The 17,785-nt window shown below is 73.3% G+C and carries 26 protein-coding genes and 2 pseudogenes; 14 read left to right on the top strand and 14 right to left on the bottom strand.

The window, feature by feature from the left end:
* Positions 1-140: 140 nt before the first annotated feature.
* The 3 genes from BFV98_RS10040 (at position 141) to BFV98_RS10030 (ending at position 2,349) form a co-directional block, all read left to right on the top strand.
* Positions 141-1,034 (top strand): sulfotransferase domain-containing protein, encoded by an 894-nt coding sequence (locus BFV98_RS10040; protein ID WP_071095987.1) that lies wholly within the window; start codon positions 141-143, stop codon positions 1,032-1,034.
* Positions 1,035-1,061: 27 nt separating this feature from the next.
* Positions 1,062-1,574: a hypothetical protein gene (locus BFV98_RS10035; protein WP_255368083.1), complete on the top strand. Its 513-nt coding sequence runs from the start codon at positions 1,062-1,064 to the stop codon at positions 1,572-1,574.
* Between the two features lie 64 nt (positions 1,575-1,638).
* On the top strand, positions 1,639-2,349 hold the full coding sequence (locus BFV98_RS10030; protein WP_071095984.1) for a helix-turn-helix domain-containing protein: 711 nt from the start codon (positions 1,639-1,641) through the stop codon (positions 2,347-2,349).
* Here the strand turns inward: BFV98_RS10030 and BFV98_RS10025 are convergent.
* Together BFV98_RS10025 and BFV98_RS31420 are read right to left on the bottom strand one after the other, a co-directional pair.
* Complete coding sequence (locus BFV98_RS10025) at positions 2,331-2,909, bottom strand: dihydrofolate reductase family protein (protein ID WP_071095982.1); 579 nt, start codon at positions 2,907-2,909, stop codon at positions 2,331-2,333. The two genes, BFV98_RS10030 and BFV98_RS10025, sit on opposite strands and share 19 nt — an antisense overlap.
* Before the next feature lie 54 nt (positions 2,910-2,963).
* A pseudogene (locus BFV98_RS31420) lies at positions 2,964-3,427 on the bottom strand (rhodanese-like domain-containing protein).
* Positions 3,428-3,489: 62 nt separating this feature from the next.
* Here BFV98_RS31420 and ftrA point away from each other — a divergent pair.
* Complete coding sequence (gene ftrA / locus BFV98_RS10020) at positions 3,490-4,491, top strand: transcriptional regulator FtrA (protein ID WP_071095981.1); 1,002 nt, start codon at positions 3,490-3,492, stop codon at positions 4,489-4,491.
* On the opposite strand, the gene BFV98_RS10015 is transcribed toward ftrA, so the two are convergent.
* Genes BFV98_RS10015 through BFV98_RS10005 form a run of 3 tightly spaced genes read right to left on the bottom strand, consistent with a single transcriptional unit; the run spans position 4,458 to position 5,609 of the window.
* Positions 4,458-4,826, bottom strand: a complete 369-nt coding sequence (locus BFV98_RS10015) for a nuclear transport factor 2 family protein (protein ID WP_071095978.1) — start codon at positions 4,824-4,826, stop codon at positions 4,458-4,460. The genes ftrA and BFV98_RS10015 overlap by 34 nt on opposite strands.
* Positions 4,804-5,280, bottom strand: a complete 477-nt coding sequence (locus tag BFV98_RS10010; protein WP_071095976.1) for an SRPBCC domain-containing protein — start codon at positions 5,278-5,280, stop codon at positions 4,804-4,806. The genes BFV98_RS10015 and BFV98_RS10010 overlap by 23 nt, the downstream gene beginning before the upstream one ends.
* On the bottom strand, positions 5,277-5,609 hold the full coding sequence (locus tag BFV98_RS10005) for a helix-turn-helix transcriptional regulator (protein WP_013474669.1): 333 nt from the start codon (positions 5,607-5,609) through the stop codon (positions 5,277-5,279). The genes BFV98_RS10010 and BFV98_RS10005 overlap by 4 nt, the downstream gene beginning before the upstream one ends.
* Before the next feature lie 205 nt (positions 5,610-5,814).
* Between BFV98_RS10005 and BFV98_RS10000 the strand changes: the two genes are divergently transcribed.
* Complete coding sequence (locus tag BFV98_RS10000) at positions 5,815-6,531, top strand: hypothetical protein (protein ID WP_013285183.1); 717 nt, start codon at positions 5,815-5,817, stop codon at positions 6,529-6,531.
* A 70-nt stretch (positions 6,532-6,601) separates the two neighbouring features.
* Positions 6,602-7,192 carry an FAD-dependent oxidoreductase gene (locus tag BFV98_RS09995; protein ID WP_071095975.1) on the top strand — a complete coding sequence of 197 codons (591 nt, stop codon included), beginning with the start codon at positions 6,602-6,604 and terminating at the stop codon, positions 7,190-7,192.
* Positions 7,193-7,217: 25 nt separating this feature from the next.
* Here the strand turns inward: BFV98_RS09995 and BFV98_RS09990 are convergent, their stop codons facing one another.
* Positions 7,218-7,643, bottom strand: coding sequence for an iron chaperone (locus BFV98_RS09990; protein ID WP_013285184.1), 426 nt, complete (start codon positions 7,641-7,643; stop codon positions 7,218-7,220).
* A gap of 144 nt (positions 7,644-7,787) precedes the next feature.
* Here BFV98_RS09990 and BFV98_RS09985 point away from each other — a divergent pair, with 144 nt between their 5' ends.
* Positions 7,788-8,525: a VOC family protein gene (locus BFV98_RS09985; protein ID WP_071095973.1), complete on the top strand. Its 738-nt coding sequence runs from the start codon at positions 7,788-7,790 to the stop codon at positions 8,523-8,525.
* A gap of 51 nt (positions 8,526-8,576) precedes the next feature.
* Here BFV98_RS09985 and BFV98_RS31415 read toward each other — a convergent pair.
* A pseudogene (locus BFV98_RS31415) lies at positions 8,577-8,684 on the bottom strand (ADP-ribosylation/crystallin J1); the annotation flags it as partial.
* Positions 8,685-8,773: 89 nt separating this feature from the next.
* Between BFV98_RS31415 and BFV98_RS09980 the strand changes: the two are divergent.
* The 3 genes from BFV98_RS09980 to BFV98_RS09970 all read left to right on the top strand — a co-directional run bounded on the left by BFV98_RS09980 (position 8,774) and on the right by BFV98_RS09970 (position 10,952).
* Positions 8,774-9,310 carry a DinB family protein gene (locus tag BFV98_RS09980; protein WP_071095970.1) on the top strand — a complete coding sequence of 179 codons (537 nt, stop codon included), beginning with the start codon at positions 8,774-8,776 and terminating at the stop codon, positions 9,308-9,310.
* Between the two features lie 83 nt (positions 9,311-9,393).
* Positions 9,394-10,008, top strand: a complete 615-nt coding sequence (locus BFV98_RS09975) for a dihydrofolate reductase family protein (RefSeq protein WP_071095968.1) — start codon at positions 9,394-9,396, stop codon at positions 10,006-10,008.
* A gap of 47 nt (positions 10,009-10,055) precedes the next feature.
* Positions 10,056-10,952 carry a hypothetical protein gene (locus BFV98_RS09970; protein WP_071095966.1) on the top strand — a complete coding sequence of 299 codons (897 nt, stop codon included), beginning with the start codon at positions 10,056-10,058 and terminating at the stop codon, positions 10,950-10,952.
* 2 nt (positions 10,953-10,954) lie between these two features.
* On the opposite strand, the gene BFV98_RS09965 is transcribed toward BFV98_RS09970, so the two are convergent.
* The 6 genes from BFV98_RS09965 to BFV98_RS09940 are packed head-to-tail and all read right to left on the bottom strand — an operon-like array spanning position 10,955 to position 13,787.
* Entirely contained in the window at positions 10,955-11,491 is a 537-nt protein-coding gene (locus BFV98_RS09965; RefSeq protein WP_013285189.1) for an SUKH-4 family immunity protein, read from the bottom strand.
* Positions 11,488-12,033 carry an SUKH-4 family immunity protein gene (locus BFV98_RS09960; protein WP_013474679.1) on the bottom strand — a complete coding sequence of 182 codons (546 nt, stop codon included), beginning with the start codon at positions 12,031-12,033 and terminating at the stop codon, positions 11,488-11,490. Before BFV98_RS09960 ends, BFV98_RS09965 begins: the two co-directional genes overlap by 4 nt.
* Positions 12,030-12,557 carry a hypothetical protein gene (locus BFV98_RS09955; RefSeq protein WP_013285191.1) on the bottom strand — a complete coding sequence of 176 codons (528 nt, stop codon included), beginning with the start codon at positions 12,555-12,557 and terminating at the stop codon, positions 12,030-12,032. The genes BFV98_RS09960 and BFV98_RS09955 overlap by 4 nt, the downstream gene beginning before the upstream one ends.
* A complete protein-coding gene (locus tag BFV98_RS09950) occupies positions 12,550-13,044 on the bottom strand; it encodes a hypothetical protein (RefSeq protein WP_013285192.1) in 495 nt (164 codons plus the stop codon). The genes BFV98_RS09955 and BFV98_RS09950 overlap by 8 nt, the downstream gene beginning before the upstream one ends.
* Before the next feature lie 3 nt (positions 13,045-13,047).
* The gene (locus BFV98_RS09945; protein ID WP_013474680.1) at positions 13,048-13,377 is read right to left on the bottom strand and encodes a hypothetical protein; all 330 of its coding nucleotides are present in this window, start codon (positions 13,375-13,377) and stop codon (positions 13,048-13,050) included.
* Complete coding sequence (locus BFV98_RS09940) at positions 13,374-13,787, bottom strand: YbaB/EbfC family nucleoid-associated protein (protein ID WP_013474681.1); 414 nt, start codon at positions 13,785-13,787, stop codon at positions 13,374-13,376. The genes BFV98_RS09945 and BFV98_RS09940 overlap by 4 nt, the downstream gene beginning before the upstream one ends.
* Before the next feature lie 178 nt (positions 13,788-13,965).
* On the opposite strand from BFV98_RS09940, the gene BFV98_RS09935 reads away from it, so the two are divergent.
* The 4 genes from BFV98_RS09935 to BFV98_RS09920 all read left to right on the top strand — a co-directional run bounded on the left by BFV98_RS09935 (position 13,966) and on the right by BFV98_RS09920 (position 17,051).
* Positions 13,966-14,580, top strand: a complete 615-nt coding sequence (locus tag BFV98_RS09935) for an RNA polymerase sigma factor (protein ID WP_036342409.1) — start codon at positions 13,966-13,968, stop codon at positions 14,578-14,580.
* Positions 14,573-15,487 carry a CU044_5270 family protein gene (locus tag BFV98_RS09930; protein WP_071095964.1) on the top strand — a complete coding sequence of 305 codons (915 nt, stop codon included), beginning with the start codon at positions 14,573-14,575 and terminating at the stop codon, positions 15,485-15,487. Before BFV98_RS09935 ends, BFV98_RS09930 begins: the two co-directional genes overlap by 8 nt.
* Before the next feature lie 70 nt (positions 15,488-15,557).
* Entirely contained in the window at positions 15,558-16,511 is a 954-nt protein-coding gene (locus tag BFV98_RS09925) for an FAD-dependent oxidoreductase (protein ID WP_071095963.1), read from the top strand.
* A gap of 57 nt (positions 16,512-16,568) precedes the next feature.
* Positions 16,569-17,051, top strand: a complete 483-nt coding sequence (locus tag BFV98_RS09920) for a hypothetical protein (RefSeq protein WP_071095960.1) — start codon at positions 16,569-16,571, stop codon at positions 17,049-17,051.
* A gap of 9 nt (positions 17,052-17,060) precedes the next feature.
* Here BFV98_RS09920 and BFV98_RS09915 read toward each other — a convergent pair whose 3' ends face one another.
* Positions 17,061-17,765: a hypothetical protein gene (locus tag BFV98_RS09915; RefSeq protein WP_071095958.1), complete on the bottom strand. Its 705-nt coding sequence runs from the start codon at positions 17,763-17,765 to the stop codon at positions 17,061-17,063.
* Positions 17,766-17,785: the final 20 nt, after the last annotated feature.

Genomic DNA, 17,785 nt, shown 5'->3' with positions numbered 1-17,785 from the left:
CAATCGGACCGTCGGGGATATTCCTAGCGGCGCGTCGGGGCGCGGGGCGGAGCAGGCGAGGTCTGCGGACTTCACCTGCGTGACGTGCGGAAAGGTGTTCGTGCTGCCCCTGCTCCGCGGGGTCCGGATGAGGTTGGGAAATGATTAATCGGGCCGTCGAATTCGCCAAGCACAATTCGCCGAATTCTCTGCGGGTCAAGGCCCGGCGGGCGCAGATGGAAGCGCGCAACGCCCGTATGCGACTCACCGTTCCGGTGGTGGCCCACAGCGAGTTCGACAACATCTTCCACTGCACCGTCCGCAAGACCGGCAGCCAGTGGATCAAGGCGTTGTTCAGCGACCCGGCCGTCTACCGCCACTGCGGGATGCTGCCCTACGACCCGCGCTTCTACTCCGGCGGCGCGACCGCGCCGGTGCCGGCCGGCCGCATCGGCCTGGCGATCTTCCTCTCCCACAAGCGGTTCGAGGCGGTGCCCAAGGCCGGCAGCTACCGCGCGTTCTTCGTGATCCGCGACCCGCGCGACGTGGTCGTGTCCAGCTACTTCTCGCTGCGCAACTCGCACGCCCCGATGGGCGACATCCCGCAGGCACGCAAGGCCCTCCAGGAACTGCCGAAGAAGGAGGGCATGCTCTACGTCATCGACCGCCTGCGCGACAAGAAGCAGTTCGGGCAGATGCGGTCCTGGGCGGTCGCGCCGAGCGACGAGACGTTCCGGCTGTTCCGCTACGAGGACCTGACCGGCGAGCGGCAGGCCGACGAGGTCGACCAGCTCCTGCGGCACTGCGGCATCACGCTGCCCCCGGCCGAGCTGGAGGCCCTGCTGGCCCGCTACAGCTTCACCAGGATGAAGAAGTCGAAGGAGACGCCCGGGCGGATCTCCCACTACCGCAAGGGCGCGTCCGGCGACTGGCGCAACCACTTCGACGACGACATCTACGCCGCGTACACGAAGGCGGCCGGTGACCTCGCGGAGATCCTCGGCTACCCCGCCCGGGACGACGAGCGGAACGGGCAGGAATCCGCCGCACGGTAGTGCGGGACACAGGACCGGGGGAGAAGAATGCCGGACCGGGAGATGATCGTTGCTTCCCTGGGAACCGCCGGGGTGGAGGTGGTCGACTTCCACTGGGACTCCGCCGGGCTCCCGGCCTCGGCGGCCTGGATGCTCTCCGCGTGCTCGACCGAGGACGGCAGGGAGGATGTCGAGTTCATGTTCGACGACTCCTGCCTGATCGAGGGCGCCAACGCGGCGTGGTGGGACTTCGCGTACACGGGCCGGTTGTTCGACGAAGAGGGGTGCTTTCTCGTCTCGGTCGGGCCGGTCGACGGAGAGCCGTCAGCGAGGCCGCACTGGGCCCGGGTGCGGCTGCGCGACGAATGGGACGTCATCGGCAAGGGCGTGGACCAGGGTGTGCTGGGAGGCCCTTCGGGACGACCTGGCTTCGTCATGGCGGCGCTGGACGAGCGTGTGCTCGTCGGCGCGACCACCTGGAACGGATTCATCAGCGTCATGAGGCTGGCAGATCCGACGACGGCCGAGCCGATCCGCCGGGCGATGGGTTTGCGGGACTGAGCCGGACCGGCCGTTCCCCGGGCGCCCGACCACTCGTGCCCCGTGGCCGCCGTATGCTCCTGCCGTGGAGCTGCGGTTCACCACCCGGACGTCCGACTCGGACTGGATCGACACCGTGTGGACCTGCACCAGCGATCGGGTCGACGAGATGACGTCGGTGGCGACCCCGTGCTGGGGACTCGTGTTCTGGCAGCGCGACGGGCGCTCGTACGCGGCCGTCTCCGGCCCCGAGACCGCGACCGGCACCGCGCCGGTGCCCGAGGGCGCCACGTTCGTCGGCATCGAGTTCGCGGTGGGCACCTCGCTGCGGCTCGTACCCACGCCCGCGCTGGTCGACGGCGGCACCGAGCTGCCCGACGTGAGCCGCCGGAAGTTCCGGCTCGACGGCGGCCGGTGGCCCACGCCCGGCCCGGACGACGCCGAGGCCCTGGTCGACCGGCTGGTCCGCGCCGGCGTGGTGGTCCGCGACCCGCTCGTCACCGAGACCCTGCGCGGCGGCCGCCCACCGGCCTCACCCCGTACCCTCGAACGCCGGTTCCGCGCCGCGACCGGCCTGACCCGGGGCGCGGTGCGGCAGATCGACCGCGCGCGCCGCGCCGCCGTGCTGCTGGCCGCCGGCGGCCCGCCCGCCGACGCGGTCACCACCTTCGGGTACGTGGACGAACCGCACCTGGCCCGCGCGCTGCGCCGGTACGTCGGGCGGACGGCCGGTGAGCTGCGCGCGGGCGCAGGTGGTGCGATAGCGCTGGACCCGGCTCAGCGGGTCACGTCGTAGATCAGCTTGACCACGCCGTTGGGGTAGGCGGCGGAGTCGCGCAGACGCAGCGTCTGCCGGTCCCGGTCGGCCTGGCTGAACAGGCTCTTGCCGGCGCCGAGCAGCACCGGGAAGACGAGCAGGTGGTACCTGTCGATCAGGTCCGCCTCGGCGAGACGGCGGGCGAGTTCCGCGCTGCCGTGGATGAAGACGTCGCCGCCGTCGCCCTGCTTGAGCGCGGCCACGTCGGCGGTGCTCCGCAGGACCGTCGTCGGCCCCCAGCCGTCGACCAGCGCGTCCTCGGGCAGACTGGACGATACCACGTACTTCGGCAGGTCCCGGTAGGCGGCGTGGTCCTCGGAGTCGCGCCAGGTCGGCGCGAACGCCTCGTAGCTGCGCCGGCCGAACATCAGCGCCGTGGTCTGCGTCAGTTCCTCGCCCTTGAGCGAGAACGCCTCCGGCAGGAACTCGACGTCCTTGACGACCCAGCCGCCGCTGCGGTGCTCCTCGCCCGGGCCGCCGCCGGGGGAGTCCACGACGCCGTCGAGCGACATGAATCCGGTGTACACAAGATCACGCATGCGGCCATGCTAGGAACGGCCGCCACCTGCTGTCTTGTACGGAACCGACACGCCTCAGCAGCCGCACGAGACGCCGGCCGGGGCGGTGAGGTCGTCGGCGGGCCGCCGGACGAGCCCGCCTCGGTGCGTACCGGGAAACCCTCCCGCACCCAGTACTCGTACCCGCCGATCATCTCCTTGACCGGCCGGCCGAGCCGGGCGAACTCCAGCGCCGCGCGGGTGGCGCCGTTGCAGCCCGGCCCCCAGCAGTAGGTGACCACAGTGGCGTCCGGCGGGACCAGCTCGCCCGCCCGCGCGGCGATCTCGGTGGTGGGCAGGTGCACGGCGCCGGGGATGTGCCCCTGCCGCCACGCCGGAAGGGAGCGCGAGTCGACCACGACCAGGCCGGGGACGCCCGCCTCCAGGTCGGCGCGCACGTCGCTCACGTCGGCCTCGAACGAGAGCCGGGCCGCGAAGTGGGCGAGGGCGTCGGCGGGGCGGGCGGCGGGAATGCGCAGGACGTTCGACATGGCACCCATCGTGGTGGCCGCCGTCCGGCCGCTCCAGTGGCGCGAGCGACGCCCTTCGCTAAGATCCCGCCATGAACCGCGCCACCGTGTCGGTGCTGGCGTACGAGGGCATGTCGGTGTTCGAGACCGGCATCGTCACCGAGGTGTTCGGCCTGCCCCGCCCCGAGTTCGACGTGCCCTGGTACGAGCTGACCGTCTGCGCGGAGACCCCCGGCACGGTGCGGCTGGTCGGCGGCGCCACCCTGCACACCGGCCACGGCCTCGACGCGTTCGCCGCCGCCGGCACGCTGATCGTGCCCGGGGTCGCCGACGTGCACGCCGACCCGACACCGGCGCTCACCGGCGCGCTCCGTGCGGCCCACCGGCGCGGCGCCCGGATCGTGTCGATCTGCTCGGGCGCGTTCGCGCTGGCCGGCGCGGGCCTGCTCGACGGTCGCCGGGCCACCACCCACTGGCGGTACGCCGACCTGCTCGCCCGGCGCCACCCGGCGGTACGCGTCGACCCGGACGTGCTCTACGTCGACGACGGCGACATCCTCACCAGCGCCGGCAGCGCCGCCGGTCTCGACCTCTGCGTCCACCTGGTACGCCGCGACCACGGCCCGACGATCGCCAACGCGGTCGCCCGCCGGCTGGTCGTGCCGCCGCACCGCGAAGGCGGCCAGGCGCAGTTCATCGAGTCGCCGGTGCCCGGCGACCCGGAGGACGACCGGCTCGCCGCGAGCATGTCGTGGGCGCTGGCGAACCTCGACACCCCGATCACAGTCGACCGGCTGGCGCGGCAGGCGCACATGTCGGCGCGTACCTACCTGCGGCACTTCGCGCGGGCCACCGGCACCACACCGATCCGGTGGCTGATCGACCGGCGCGTCCAGGCCAGCCTTCCGCTGCTGGAGACGACCACCGTGCCGATCGAGGAGGTCGCCACGACCGTCGGTTTCGAGACTGCGGCGACGTTCCGGCACCACTTCACCGCCGCGATGCGGACCTCGCCGTCGGCGTACCGCCGGGCCTTCACCCGGCCCGGCAGCCGCCGCGCTCACGACCCGGCGGCCCCCAGCGGTACGACGTAGGAGTCGACGCGGGCGATGAGCCCGTCCCGGAACGTGAACAGGTCGTTGAAGGCGAACCGGAACGGCCCGTGCTCGACGCTGACACCCCGGCCCTCGCCGGTCACCACGACGACCGGCCCGTCCTCGTGCACGCGCTCGACGTCGAGCTGCGGGCTGCCGGTGAAGGCCGGATTCTCGATCTCGCCGTCGAACTCCGTCCGGCCCCGGGTGGTGCGGTGGCCGTGGATGACCCACTCGACGTCGTCGGTGAGCGTGGCGAGGATGCGCTCGTGGTCGCTCGCCCGGAAGCCGTCGAAGTATTCGGCGACCAGGTCACGCTGGGTTGCTCGGGTCACTGCTGTCTCCATCGTCGTGGTGTCGGAGGTGGGCGGCGAGGGCGTCGAGGATCGAGGCGAGCCCGTCGGCCGCCTGGTCGGTGCGCAGCTCGGGCGGAAGCTTGCGCTGGTGCACGGTGAGGTCGGTGCCGTGTCCGGCGGGCCGCAGCGTGACTGTGGTGCGCAGGCCGGTGACCGGCTCGTCGAACACCAGCTCGCTCGGCGGTTCGACGCGTACGTAGACGAACCGCAGCCGCCCGGTCCGGCCGTCCGGGGCACGGGTGTCGAGCGCGAACTCCCCGCCGGGTCGCAGGTCGACAGTCACCGACGCCTGCGGCACGGTGGCGTGCGAGCCGCCCCAGAACGCGGCGATCCCGGTCGGTGAGGTGAAGGCATGCCACACCCGGTCGGGCAGGGCGGGCAGATGGCGGCGGGCGATCAGTTCGTCGCCGTGTCGTTCGGTAGCCGCCCTCACCGGGTCGCCTCCGGAGCGGAGAGGTGCGTCTCCAGCGCGTCGAGGCGGTCGTCCCAAGCGCGGCGCTGCTCGTCGATCCACGTGCTCAGCCGGGTGAGCCGGTCGACGCGCAGCCGGCACGGTCGCCGTGTGCCCTCGCGTCGCTGCTCGACCAGGCCGCACCGGCGCAGGACGCCGACGTGGTGGGAGATTGCCTGCGGCGTCAGATCGAACGGCTCACCCAGCTCGCCGACTGTGGCCTCACCACGGGCGAGGCGGGTCACCAGGGCGCGGCGGACCGGGTCGCCGAGGGCGGCGAAGGCGAGGTCGAGGTCGGGATCGGAGGGCATGCCCTCACGCTATCGCAAACAATCATTTGTGCAAGCACTTGTTTGCGAAGTCGCTGCACCCTTGTGGGTGGACCGGCCGGAACCCGGCAGCGGGGCCGGGCGTTGGGGGAGTGGCGGTGCTGTTTCGGGTGACGCCGCATCGGGAATTCGTCGGGACGGGCCCGGGACGGAGGTCGACGTGAGGACACCGAGTCGCCGTAGACGGATGCTTGGCGCACCCCTGCTCGTCACCGCGCTGCTGGCCGGCGCGTGTGGCGACGGCGGCGCGAACGACGGTGGCGCCGCGGGGACCACCTCGCCGCCGGCCGCCGGCTCGACGACCGCGACGCCGTCGCCGTCGGCCTCGTCCGGCGGACGCGTCACGATTCCGACGTCAGCCTTCGCCGATCTGCCGCCGGAGCTGCGCAAGACCGACGCGCAGCCGATGGAGGTCACCGACGCGCTGCCCGGATTGTGCGACCAGGAGTTCCGCAGCGGCGGGCGGTCGGTCACCGCGAGCGCCGCCATGATGAGCGCCTACAAGCAGCCCAAGGACCCGCCGGAGAACGTCCCCTACGGCACGCTGCACCAGACCGTCTTCGCCTTCGAGGGCACCGGCGCGGCCGACTACCTGCGCCGGGTACGCGGCGCGGTCGCGGACTGCCGGTCGTTCCAGGCCTCGGGCGGCACCGTCACCGTCCGGTCCGAGCCGATGGCCGGAACCGGGGACGAGGCCCTGCTGGTGACGGTGAGCCGCCCGGCGACCAGCCTGGACGGCAGCCCGGCCGAGGGCCGGACCACCAGCCAGATCCTCGTGATCCGGGTCGCCGACGCGGTCACGGTCGTGCACGACCAGGGCTGGGAGGGCACCAGCAACGACCCCGGCCTGGCCGACGACGTCGCCCGGTCCGCGGTCCGCGGCCTCGACTCCTGGCAGCGCTAGCGACGGCGGCGCGCCACCCGGGGGTGCAGAATGGGCGGACCGCCGCGACCGTCGAGTGGATGGAGCCGCCATGGCCGCACGTCCGGACGTCGTCGTCCTCGGAGCGGGGGTGAGCGGGCTCAGCACCGGCATCCGGCTGGTCGAGAGCGGCGCCCGGGTGCTCGTTCGCACCGCGGCGCCGCCCGCGCACACGACGTCGGCGCTGGCCGGGGCGATGGTCGGCCCGAATCTGTCCCCGCCCGGCGACACCGGCCTGCACCCGGTGCGCGGCCCCCGGATCGTGGTGCGCAACCCCGGCCTGGACCGGTTCTTCATGGAGGCGCCGATGGCGCCGACATGGGCGTCGATCTTCCCGCACGGCGACCACGTGGTGCTCGGCGGCGGCCAGCGGCGCAGCGACGACACCACCCCCGATCCGGCCGAGGAGGCCGACGTCCTCGCCCGGTGCGTCGCGATCGAACCCGCCCTGGCCGCCGCCGAGGTCCTCGAACACCGCGTCGGGCTGCGTCCCGGCCGGGCGGCGCCGCGCGTGGAGGCCGAGCGGCGTGGCGACGCGCTCGTCGTGCACAACTACGGCCACGCGGGCAACGGCGTGATGCTGTCCTGGGGCTGCGCCCGCGACGCCGCGGCGCTCGCCCTCGGCCCGGCGCCCGCCGCCTGACGGGGCCGCCGGTCCGGCGGCACGGTCAGGACACGGCGGCCCGCACCAGCTCGGTGATCTTCTTCTCCACCTCCGGGCTCCACTTCACCAGCGCGAACGACGCCGGCCACATGTCGCCGTCGTCGAGGTTCGCCGCCTCCTGGAAGCCCAGCGTCGAGTAGCGGTACTTGAACTTCCCCGCATCCTGGAAGAACACGACGATCTTGCCGGCCGCGTTGGCGTACGCGGGCATGCCGTACCAGGTCTTCGGCGACAGCTCCGGCGCGGCGGAGGTGATCGTCATGTGCACGCGCTCGGCCAGCTCGCGGTCCTCCGGCGCCATCTGCGCGATCCGGTCGAGCACGGCCTGGAGGTCGTCGGCCTTCTTGGCGCCCTTCTTGCCCTCGGCGCGCAGCTCGGCCGCGCGCTCCTTCATCGCGGCGCGTTCCTCGGCGCTGAACCCGTCGGACATCTCGATTCCCCCTCGTGGCTCGCGGTCCGCGTGGTGCCGACCGCCCGAGGACAACGCTATGGCGCGGCGGTCACGGTGCGCTTCTCGATTCCTGATCACCTGCCGGGACCACGCCGGCACGGCCCAGGCCCTAGCATCGCGGCCATGGCAACGCGGCTCGTGCAGATCAACATGAAGGCCCACGACGAGGTGGCGCTCGGCGGCTTCTGGGCGAAGGTGCTCGGCTGGGAGATCTCCAGCGAGGCCCCCGGCGTGACGAACCTCGAACCCGAGGGCTTCACCTACCCGGACCCCCGCTTCCTCTACGTCGACCTCGTCGTCTCCGCCGAACCGAAGACGGCGAAGAACCGCGTCCACGTCGACCTCGCGACCACCTCGGCCGCGCACCACGCGGAGCTGGTCGCGCGCCTGACCGCGCTCGGCGCCACCCCCGCCGACGTGGGCCAGGGCGACGCGCCGTGGACGGTCCTGGCGGACCCGGAGGGCAACGAGTTCTGCGTACGGGAGCCGAACCCGCGGCACGCGGACACCGGGCCGATCGCCGAGGTGGTGGTCGACTGCGCCGATCCCCGGGCCATGGCTGGCTTCTGGAGCCGGGCCACCGACTGGACCGTGCACGAGGTGACCGACCAGCAGGCCGTGCTGCGCTCCGCCAAGGGCGTCGGGCCGTACCTGCGGTTCGCTCGCAGCACCGACGCGAAGACCGGATGGAACCGTGTCCACCTCGACGTCCGCCCGTACGCGTCGGACGACCTGGACGCCGAGACCGCCCGCCTGCGGTCCCTCGGCGCCACCGACGCGGACCTGGGCGGGGCCGACATCCCGTGGCGCGTGCTGGTCGACCCGGAGGGCAACGAGTTCTGCGTCCTCACCCCGGCCTGACCCACCGGCGGCGGTGCCGGGCGGGCGCGACCACCCGCCCGGCGCCGGTCAGACCGGCTGGTCCGGCAGCCGCGGCGGCCAGGCCCGCCAGCCGGAGGCGCGGACGAGGTCGAGCTCCCGCGGGCCGGTCGGACGCCACAGCGTCGTCGTCTCCGTCATCGCGCCCCTCTCGCGTCTCGTCCCGCGAACCGTACCGGGCGGACCGTCGCCGCCCCCCATGGATTTCGCCGGCTGCCTATGCTTCGGCGATGGACGATGCGACCACCGAGAGCGAGGCCGAGGCGCTGCTGGCCGTCCTGGAGCGCAACCGGCGGACGTTCGCCTGGAAGACCGAAGGGCTCGACGAGACGGGCCTGCGCGCGGTCACCGCCGCCAGCACCATGACGCTCGGCGGCCTGATCGCGCACATGGCCCTGGTCGAGGCGGACTGGCTGGCCGTGAAGGTGGCCGGTCAGGCATACGGATCGCCGTGGGACGGCGTCGACTTCGACGCCGAACCCGACTGGGACTGGCGCTTCGGTGCGCAGGCCGCACCGGACGACGTGTACGCCCTGTGGCGGGCCGCGGTGCAGCGGTCGCGCGGGCTGGTCGACGCCGTCGTCGCCGAACGTGGACTGGCCGGGCCGTCGTCGTTCACCTGGCCGGACGGCCGGACCCCCACCGTCCGCAGGATGCTCCTCGACATGATCGAGGAGTACGCCCGGCACACCGGTCACGCGGACCTCCTCCGCGAGGCGGTCGACGGGCGGGTGGGCGAGGGCGCGCCACCGGATTTCCCGTTCTGATCCCGGGTGACGTCGTCGCGGGCCGATGAGTTTGACACGGTGCGGCGGTCAACCCGTCGAACCCACTGCGAAGGAGCACCGCGATGGCCACTGTCATCTCCACGCTGTTCATCTCGGCCGACGGTGTCGCCGAGATCGACCCCGACTGGCACTTCCCGTACTTCGACGAGAACATGGGCCGCGCCGTCACCGAGGACTACGACACCTCCGACGTGCTGCTGATCGGCCGGGAGACGTACGACAGCTTCGCCGGCGCCTGGCCGGACCGGGAGGCAGCCGGCGGCGAGGACGCGCCGTTCGCCAAGCAGCTCGGCGACATGCGCAAGGTCGTCGTGTCCCGCCAGCCGCTGGAGTTCTCCTGGCGCAACTCGGAGCTGATCCAGGGCGACCTGGTGGACGCCGTACGGGCGCTCAAGGCCGACGCCGGCATCAAGGGCCTCCTCATCCCCGGCTCGATCTCGGTGGTGCAGCAACTGCTCGCCGCGGGCCTGGTGGACGAGCTGCGGCTGCTGGTGCACCCGGTCGCCGCCCGCAAGGGCCGCCGGCTGTTCGACGAGGGCGACGCGCCGTACCACCTGCGGGTGGCCGCGACCGAGGCGTACCCGACCGGCGTGATCCGGGTGATCTACACCCCGGCCCCGGCGCCGGGCGCTGTCGGCTACGACGACGTCAAGGACCAGGTGCCGGCCGGCAGCTGACGATCACGGGGCGGCGGCGGGCGGCATGCCGTGAAAGGATCCGCCGCGTGCGTCGCGCCCCGCTGCTGCTGATCCTCGCGGCGGCGGTGTGCGCAGTCGCCCACGTCGTCGGCGTCCTGACGGCCGCACCGCTCTGGCGCGGCGCGGAGGCGCTGAGCCTGGCGCTGCTGCTCGGCTACGCCGTCGCCGCCGGACTGCCGGCGCCGCGCTGGGCGGTGCCGGCGGCGCTCGTACCGCTGATCGTGGACGCGGTCCGCACCATGCCGGCCGAGCCGGGCGCCGGGGACGTCGGCTGGACGGTGTACGGCAGCGACGACAGCGCCGTCGACCGGACGGCCGGCTTCGACGCGGCGCTCGCCGGGAGCTGGGCGGCGCTTGTCGCGGTGGCGGTGCTGCTGCTCGCGTACCGGGGTCGTGGCCGGCGGCGGCACCTGATCGCCGCGGCGGTCGCCGCCGCTCCCGTCGTCGGGTACGCGGCCGTCCGGGTCACCGACATCGGCGTCGCCGTCGCCGCCGGTACCCAGGTCGTGGAGACCCGCACCACGCTGACCCGGGTGGACAGCCCGGGGTACCACGACCAGGCCGACGTCGTGCCCGCGCTCGTCCTCGCGGTGCTGCCGCCGCTGGCGCTCGCACTCGCCGCGCTGGCGCTCGCCGCGCTGCTGGCCGGACGGGGCCGGCGGCTCGCCGCGACCGGCGCGGCACTGCTGGCGGTGCTCGCGTTGCCGCTGCTCGACGCGGCCATCGAGGCCGTGCGCCTGCCGGTCTCGGCCGACGGCACCGCCCTGTTCGCCTGGTACGCCATCACACCCACGATCGCGATGCCGCAACCGATGACGGCGCTCACGGCGGTGGTGGAGCTGGCCGCGTACCTGCTGCTCGTCGCCGGGCTGACCGGCGCGGACCGCGCCGCACCGGCGGTGCCCGCGCCGGCGGCCGGTTGACGTCAGGCGGTCGACTCCAGCTCGTCGAAGGCCATGTTCCACCACGACTCCGGCTCCGCGAACGCCACCGGGTCGACCGGGCGCAGGTCGTCGCGGATCGCCGCCGCCCGTGCGGCCCGTTCCCGCCCGCCCGGGTCGGTGGCGATGAGCTGCCCGAGCCGGTAGAGGAATTCCACGAACGCGGCGAACGTGCTGTTCACCGTCTCCAGGTTCGGCGTCTCCAGGTCGAGCAGGATCACCGCGCCGGTGCCCGCGTCCAGGCAGAACAGCAGCGCCGGGTCCTCCGGCGAGGCGCCGAGCACGACGTACGGGCGGGGGCCCTGGTCGCCCAGCTCGATCGACAGCGTGGAGAACAGCTCGACGTCGGGGACCGAGACGTCGACCGTGAACAGGATCGGCACCTCGACCGGCAGCGCACCGTCGGGCGGGAACACCTCCGGCCCGAGCGGCCCGAGGATCGCGTCGAAACGCTGGTCGGGGAAGTAGATGACGCCCCGCTCACCCCACAGCGCGGTGAGCTGCTCCCGGGTCACGGTCACGGCTGCGCCTCGTCCTCGTCGACCTCGTCCGCGTCGTCGAGCAGGCCCTGCCGGTCGAGGAACGCGTACCACGCGTCGTCGTCGGTGACCAGCTCGGCGTAGCCGGGGCCGAGCACGTAGTAGTGCACGAACGAGTCGAGGTCGGGCGCCAGTTCCTCGAACGCGTCGCCCATGAACCACTCGGTGCCGGTCGGCGGGAAGTACCACACCGCGCCGGTCGCCCGCTCCACGAAGATCGGCTCGTCGCTGCGCGTGCCGACGACCAGCCAGCCGGTCTTGTCCTGCGGGATGGGGGAGAAGTCGGGCGCGTAGTCGAGGAAGTACTGCACCCCGGCGAGCCGGCCGGCCGAGGCCAGCTCGAACGCCCCGGCCCGCAGGCCGTCGGCGGCGAGCAGCAGATCACGCAGGCCGGCCGGCAGCTCCGCCGGCACGTCACCGTCGTCGGCGGGCGCGCCGATCTGCGCGTACGCGAGACTCGCCGGCTCGTCCGCGGCCAGGTCGGCGCGGAGTTCGTCGAGAAGCTGCGCGAGATCGGAAGTCAATCCACTACCTCTATTCGGATCGGGGTTCCGTCCGGCAGATTCTGGATCTGCCCCCAGATCTGGGAGCCGATGTCCGTGTTGGTTCTACCATGCAGCAGCTTGAGGTTGTCGACGGTGTCCGGCCCGCCGAGCTGCAGTTCCCATACGTGGTCGGGATGGTAGTCGCTGAGCCGTTGACTGAGCCGGTTGGCGAGGTCCTTGTCGTGCGGCCAGTACTTGTCCCAGATCTTCTGCCGGATCCGGTCCTTGTAGCCGTCGGTGATGCTCTTGTCGCGCTGCACCGGGTTGGTGGCCTTGTAGAGCTTGCCCTCGTCGCTGAGCTTCTTCAGCGCGGCCATCTTGCGCCGGAACTGGGCGGTGGCGTGGAAGTCGCGGCGCTCCACCCGGACCACCTTGGTGGGCAGGCTCCGGTTCGGTCCGGTGACCCGGACGATCGGCTTCTCCAGCTTCTCGACCGCCTTGCGGACGATCTTGCCGGCGGCCGGTTTCGCGGCGGCGCCCCGGCCGCGCCTCGGGCTAGGCATCGAGCAGTCTCCCGATGACCTGGTCGATGAGCGCGCCGACGATCTCCCGGGTGATGATCTGGAAGATCGGGATCTCGGCCAGCGAAGCGCCGAACGTGACCACGGCGGTGGCGATCGCCTGGGCGACCTGGAACGCGAGGATGGCGAGCTGCACGATCACCGCGATCTTCAGCGCCAGCACGATCGCCGCGCAGATGATCAGCCCGGCGCCCAGCAGCATCGCCGCGGGCATGCTGTCGTGCAGCACGAGCGGCCCGTTCTGCTCGCCGCCCCACCACTTCTGGAACGCCGCGATCGCCGGGCCGACGTTCTGCGTCCACACCTGCGCGGCGGCCGCGTCCGCCTCGCCGGCCGCCGCCCCGATCCGGCCGCCGAACTCCAGCCACGCCTGGCCCATCTCGAAGAGCTTCTCCTCGTCGGCGGCCGGCCAGGTGTAGCCGATCCAGCCGAGCGCGGTGACCAGCTCACCGGGTAGTTGCAGTCCCACGGTTCACCCCAGCCCGCCGGCCAGCGAGCGCATGGTGCCCGCGCCGTCCTCGTCGACCCGCTCGTACGAGTCGGCCATCCCCGCGATGTCGGCGCCCGCCGAGGTGAACTCGTCGGCGGCCATGCCGAGGCAGTCGAAGATGTAGTTCGCCACCTCGGTGTACGCGATGCCGATCAGCGACCCGATGTCGTCGGCGCCCCACGGCTCGCCGTAGCCCTGCATCCGCGCCTCGAACGCCTCCAGCTCGCCGGTGAACCGCTTGGCCACGTCGGTGACGCCGCGCCCGGCGGCCCGGATCAGCGGCGGGTGCACCTCGAAGCCGCCGCCGCTCATCGCTGCCCGCCGCGCGCCAGCCGTTCCTGCGCCTCGGTGAGCGCGTCGAGGAACGACCCGAGCCGGGGTACGGCCGTGTCCCGTACCTCCTGCAACTGCTCCCGCAACTGCGACATGTCCGCGACCTGCGGGGCCGGGCCGGCGCGCAGCCCGTCGATCGCCGCGTTGACGGCGGTGACGATGTGGGCGGTCAGCTCGTCGGAGCCGAGCCGCATCAGCCGCGGCTCGACGTGCAGCGAGTGGAGCCGGCCGTCCCGGCCCATCTCGGCGCGTACCTGCCCGTCGGCGGCCTCGCCCACCGCGGGCGTCTCCGCCTCACCCTCCGGCGGCGGACCCACCGTCCGAAGTGCCGCCATCGTCGCGTCGAGCATGCGGGTGAAGTCGCCGCTCATCGAAGGATCCGCACTCATGAGCCCTCCCCAAGGCCAAACGCCACGAGCGTAACCGAGAGGGACAAAGCGATTCCGCCCCGTACGACCGCGCGGTCCACGACGGACCGTCCGACCGGCCTACCGTCACGGGCGTGAACCGTCCGGACGCGAGCAGCGGACAACAGGTGACACGTCCCCACTCGCCGAGAGGCCGCGCATGAGAAGACTGAGACGGGCGAAGGATGTCGACGTCGGCGCGCTCACCGACGCCGAGGTCGTCGCCCGGTCCGTACGGGAACCGGAGACCTTCGCCGCGATCTTCGACCGGCACGCGCCGCACATCCACCGCTACCTGGCGCGCCGCCTCGGCTCCGCGGCAGCCGACGACCTGGTCGCGGAGACGTTCCTCGCCGCGTTCCGGCGCCGGGACCGGTTCGACACCGGCTGCCCGAACGCCCGCCCGTGGCTGTACGGGATCGCCACCAACCTCGTCGCCCAGCAGCGGCGCACCGAGGAACGGGAGTACCGGCTGCGGCAGGCGTACCACCCGGCGACGTCCGAGGCGTCCCCCGCCGACCGGGTAGCCGCCGAGGTGACCGCGCGGTCGCTGCGCCGGCACCTGCTCGACGCGCTGGCCGGGCTCGCCGACGGCGACCGCGACGTGCTGCTGCTCGTCGCCTGGGAGGACCTGACGTACGAGGAGGTCGCTGCCGCGCTGGCCATCCCGGTCGGCACCGTGCGGTCCCGGCTGAACCGGGCGCGCCGCCTGCTGCGGGAACGGCTCGGCGGCGAACCGGCCGACACCATCGAGGAGGTACTGAGTAATGGATGAGATGAGACTGCTCCAGCGGCTCGGCGACGAGACCGAGCTGCCGGCGGACGAACGACTCGGCGCCGCGCGTACCCGGCTGGTCGGCGCGATGACCACGACGGTGGCCGAGCCGGTTCGGCGGGCGCGACGGCCGGCCTGGCGGCTGGTCCTCACCGGCGTCGCGACGGCGTCGGTGGCGGCGTCGCTGGCCGCGGTGCTGGTGCTGGCGCCGGACCGGATCGGCGGCAGCGCGCCGGCCGCCCGGGCCGACGCCCGGCAGGTGCTGCGCGACGCGGCGGCGGCGGCGTTGCGGCTGCCGGACGTCGAGCCCCGGCCCGACCAGTTCGTCTACACCCGGATGCAGGACGGTCCGCAGCTGCGGGAGAGCTGGGCGTCGGTGGACGGGACGAGGGACGGCCTGGTCGTCGAGCACCCGGCGGGCGGCCGCCAGGAGTTCGTGCTCCCCGGCTGCCGGGACGGCCGCGCGAAGATGTACAAGGGCGGGCAGCTCCTGCCGGGCACCGAACCGTGCGTGCCGAGCCCGGCCTACGACCCGGCCGTGCCCACCGACGCCACAGCGATGCGCGCCTACCTGGACAAGCACCGCAGCGGCGAGCCCGGTGACGTCAACGCCGCCGCCAAGGACGTGCTGTCCCTGCTCGGCGACTCGTACCTGAGGCCGCGCTCGCGGGCCGCGCTCTTCGAGGCCGCCGCCGCGACGCCGGGCCTGGAGGTGGTGGAGAAGGCCACCGACGGCGCGGGCCGCTCCGGTGTGGGCGTCCGCTGGCCCTCCCCGGGGCGCAGTCCAGCTCTGATGGTGCTGGTGTTCGACCCGCGGACGTACGCGTTCCTCGGCGTGGGCGGGGAGGCGGGCACGTCCGCGGTGCTGTCCGTCGCCGTCGTGGACCGGGTCGGCCAGAAGGGCTGACGCCCGCCGGGCGGGTCGCCTCCCTGGGCGGCCCGCCCGCTCCGGTCGTGCGTCCGGGGCCTGCGCCATCATGGGCGTCATGACGAAGGCGGACGTGGTGGTGGTCGGCGGCGGGGTGATCGGGATGACGACCGCGCTCACGCTCCAGCGGCGGGGCGCACACGTCACCGTCCTGACCGCCCACGACCCGGCCGACACGGTGTCGACGGTGGCCGCCGCGGTCTGGTACCCGAGCCACACCGAGGAGGATCCCCGGGTGCTGTGCTGGGCCCGGGACACCCACGCCGAGCTGCGCCGCCAGGCGGCCGACGGGGTGCCGGGGGTGGTCGACCGGCCCACCCGGATGTGGTTGCGCCACCGCTACGCCGGGCCGCCCTGGTGGGCCGACGCCTGCGGCGACCTGACGGCCGAGCCGGCGGAGCCGCCGTACACCGCGCTGCTGCGGTTCACCGCCCCGTCGGTGGAGATGACCCCGTACCTCGCCTGGCTCCGGCAGCGCCTGGAGGCGGGCGGCGGCCGGATCGTCGGCCGCGCGCTGGGTACGCTCGCCGAGGCGTACGAGGTCGCCCCGGTCGTGGTGAACGCGACCGGCCTGGCCGCCGGCCGGCTCGCCGCCGACCCGGCCGTGTACCCGGCGCGCGGGCACGTCCTGCTGGTGGCGAACCCGGGCCTGACCGTCTCGGTACGCGACGAGGACGACCCGGCGGGCGTCACGTACGTGCATCCGCGCCGCCACGACGTGGTGCTCGGCGGCACCTACGAGGCCGGGGTGGGACACACCCGCCCCGACCCGGAGGAGGCGGCGGCGATCCGGCGCCGGTGCGTGGCGCTGGTGCCGCAGCTCGCGGACGCGCCGGTGCTGGGGGAGCGGATCGGGCTGCGGCCGGCCCGGCACGGCGGCCCCCGGGTGGAGGTGGACGCGGCGGACGTGCGGCTGGTGCACGCGTACGGGCACGGCGGCGCCGGGGTGACGCTGTCCTGGGGCTGCGCCGCCGAGGTGGCCGACCTGGCCCTGGGCGTCTGACCGCCCCGGCGCGCGACGGTCCACCGTCGGGGCTCGGCGGGCGGTAACCTCGGCCCGGTGTCCGCCCGCCGCGCCCCACTGTTCGCCCTCGTCGCCCTGATCGCCGTCCACATCGGCTGCACGCTTGTCGCGCTCGCGGCCTACAGCCACCGGATCGGCCTGGTGACCCACGACGGCTCCGGTTTCCTGGTGGAGCTGCTCGACGCCGTGGTGCCCCTGCGTGACCTGCTGCCCGCCGTGCTCTGGCTGCTGCCGGTCACGCTGCTCGTCACGTTCGCGGCTCTCGGCCGGTGGGCCGTCCGGCGGACCGTCCGCCCCGACGACGAGCGGCTTCCGGCGAGGGCGTGGACCGCCGGTATCGCCGCGGTGCTGCTCAACCCGCTGGCGGCCGTGCGCTACGCGTCGGCCACCGCCGAGGGCGGCGAATACATGCGTACGGTGCAGGTGGAGACCACCCTTCTGGTGCTCGCCGCGGCCGTGGCGACCATGATCAGCGCGCTCGCCGTTGCCGGGTTCATCCGGCGCTCCGACGCCGCCTGAGCGCTCTGTTCACCGCTCCAGGACGGTCAGCCATTCGGCGGCGCGGGGACGGTATCCGTGCAGCTCGAAGAGCCCGCGCACGATCGCAGGCACGTGCCCGGCGCCGTACACGACAGCCACGTCGATGCGTTCCGCCGACCGGGCACGGATCAGCTCGGACAACGCGGCGAGCAGCCGCTCGTCGCGTTCGCCGCCGAACGCGCGCTCGGCGTGCTCGGTGAACTCGTGGTCGGCGTACCGCTCGTCGGTGGCCGACGGCAGGTCGCTCATCTCGATCTCGGGCGAGAGCAGCCGCCGGGTGCCGCCGAAGAACTGGATCACGGTCACGACCGGGATCACCAGCCACATCTGGAGGCGGTACCGCAGCGGCATCGCCCGCCAGCCCTGGGCGAACTCCGCCGCCGACACGTCCGGGTTGAGCACCTCGACGCCGAGAGACGCGTACGGGATGGGGTCTGTCACCAGGCCGGAGCGCCGGTTGGCCGGCATGGCCCGGTAGGTGAGTGTCAACGCCGAGCCGACCGCGGACCGGCCGCTGACGCCCTCGACGACGAGCAGGTCGCATTCCCGGAGCCGCTTCGTGACCGCCGCGTAGAACGCCGGGCTCGCCACGTGGAGCATCGGGAACACCAGGAACTCCAACCGGCTGCCGGGACGGCGTAGACGGAGCACGGCGGACCGGGTGCCGAGGACGCTGTGTTCGATGATCTGCATGCCTGCCCCCGTGGCATCGG

The sequence above is a fragment of the Micromonospora sp. WMMB235 genome (assembly GCF_001855515.1).
Classification (GTDB): Bacteria; Actinomycetota; Actinomycetes; order Mycobacteriales; family Micromonosporaceae; genus Micromonospora; species Micromonospora aurantiaca.
The sequence above is the reverse complement of the archived record's forward strand: the minus strand, read 5'-3'. Positions and strand labels throughout refer to the sequence as shown.

Excerpts from the sequence above, each read along its gene's own strand:
- BFV98_RS10040 (WP_071095987.1), top strand. The coding sequence starts at position 141 with ATGATTAATCGGGCCGTCGAATTCGCCAAGCACAATTCGCCGAATTCT.
- BFV98_RS10035 (WP_255368083.1), top strand. The coding sequence starts at position 1,062 with ATGCCGGACCGGGAGATGATCGTTGCTTCCCTGGGAACCGCCGGGGTG.
- BFV98_RS10025 (WP_071095982.1), bottom strand. The coding sequence starts at position 2,909 with ATGCGTGATCTTGTGTACACCGGATTCATGTCGCTCGACGGCGTCGTG.
- ftrA (WP_071095981.1), top strand. The coding sequence starts at position 3,490 with ATGAACCGCGCCACCGTGTCGGTGCTGGCGTACGAGGGCATGTCGGTG.
- BFV98_RS10005 (WP_013474669.1), bottom strand. The coding sequence starts at position 5,609 with ATGCCCTCCGATCCCGACCTCGACCTCGCCTTCGCCGCCCTCGGCGAC.
- BFV98_RS10000 (WP_013285183.1), top strand. The coding sequence starts at position 5,815 with ATGCTTGGCGCACCCCTGCTCGTCACCGCGCTGCTGGCCGGCGCGTGT.
- BFV98_RS09995 (WP_071095975.1), top strand. The coding sequence starts at position 6,602 with ATGGCCGCACGTCCGGACGTCGTCGTCCTCGGAGCGGGGGTGAGCGGG.
- BFV98_RS09990 (WP_013285184.1), bottom strand. The coding sequence starts at position 7,643 with ATGTCCGACGGGTTCAGCGCCGAGGAACGCGCCGCGATGAAGGAGCGC.
- BFV98_RS09985 (WP_071095973.1), top strand. The coding sequence starts at position 7,788 with ATGGCAACGCGGCTCGTGCAGATCAACATGAAGGCCCACGACGAGGTG.
- BFV98_RS09980 (WP_071095970.1), top strand. The coding sequence starts at position 8,774 with ATGGACGATGCGACCACCGAGAGCGAGGCCGAGGCGCTGCTGGCCGTC.
- BFV98_RS09975 (WP_071095968.1), top strand. The coding sequence starts at position 9,394 with ATGGCCACTGTCATCTCCACGCTGTTCATCTCGGCCGACGGTGTCGCC.
- BFV98_RS09955 (WP_013285191.1), bottom strand. The coding sequence starts at position 12,557 with ATGCCTAGCCCGAGGCGCGGCCGGGGCGCCGCCGCGAAACCGGCCGCC.
- BFV98_RS09945 (WP_013474680.1), bottom strand. The coding sequence starts at position 13,377 with ATGAGCGGCGGCGGCTTCGAGGTGCACCCGCCGCTGATCCGGGCCGCC.
- BFV98_RS09940 (WP_013474681.1), bottom strand. The coding sequence starts at position 13,787 with ATGAGTGCGGATCCTTCGATGAGCGGCGACTTCACCCGCATGCTCGAC.
- BFV98_RS09935 (WP_036342409.1), top strand. The coding sequence starts at position 13,966 with ATGAGAAGACTGAGACGGGCGAAGGATGTCGACGTCGGCGCGCTCACC.
- BFV98_RS09930 (WP_071095964.1), top strand. The coding sequence starts at position 14,573 with ATGGATGAGATGAGACTGCTCCAGCGGCTCGGCGACGAGACCGAGCTG.
- BFV98_RS09925 (WP_071095963.1), top strand. The coding sequence starts at position 15,558 with ATGGGCGTCATGACGAAGGCGGACGTGGTGGTGGTCGGCGGCGGGGTG.
- BFV98_RS09915 (WP_071095958.1), bottom strand. The coding sequence starts at position 17,765 with ATGCAGATCATCGAACACAGCGTCCTCGGCACCCGGTCCGCCGTGCTC.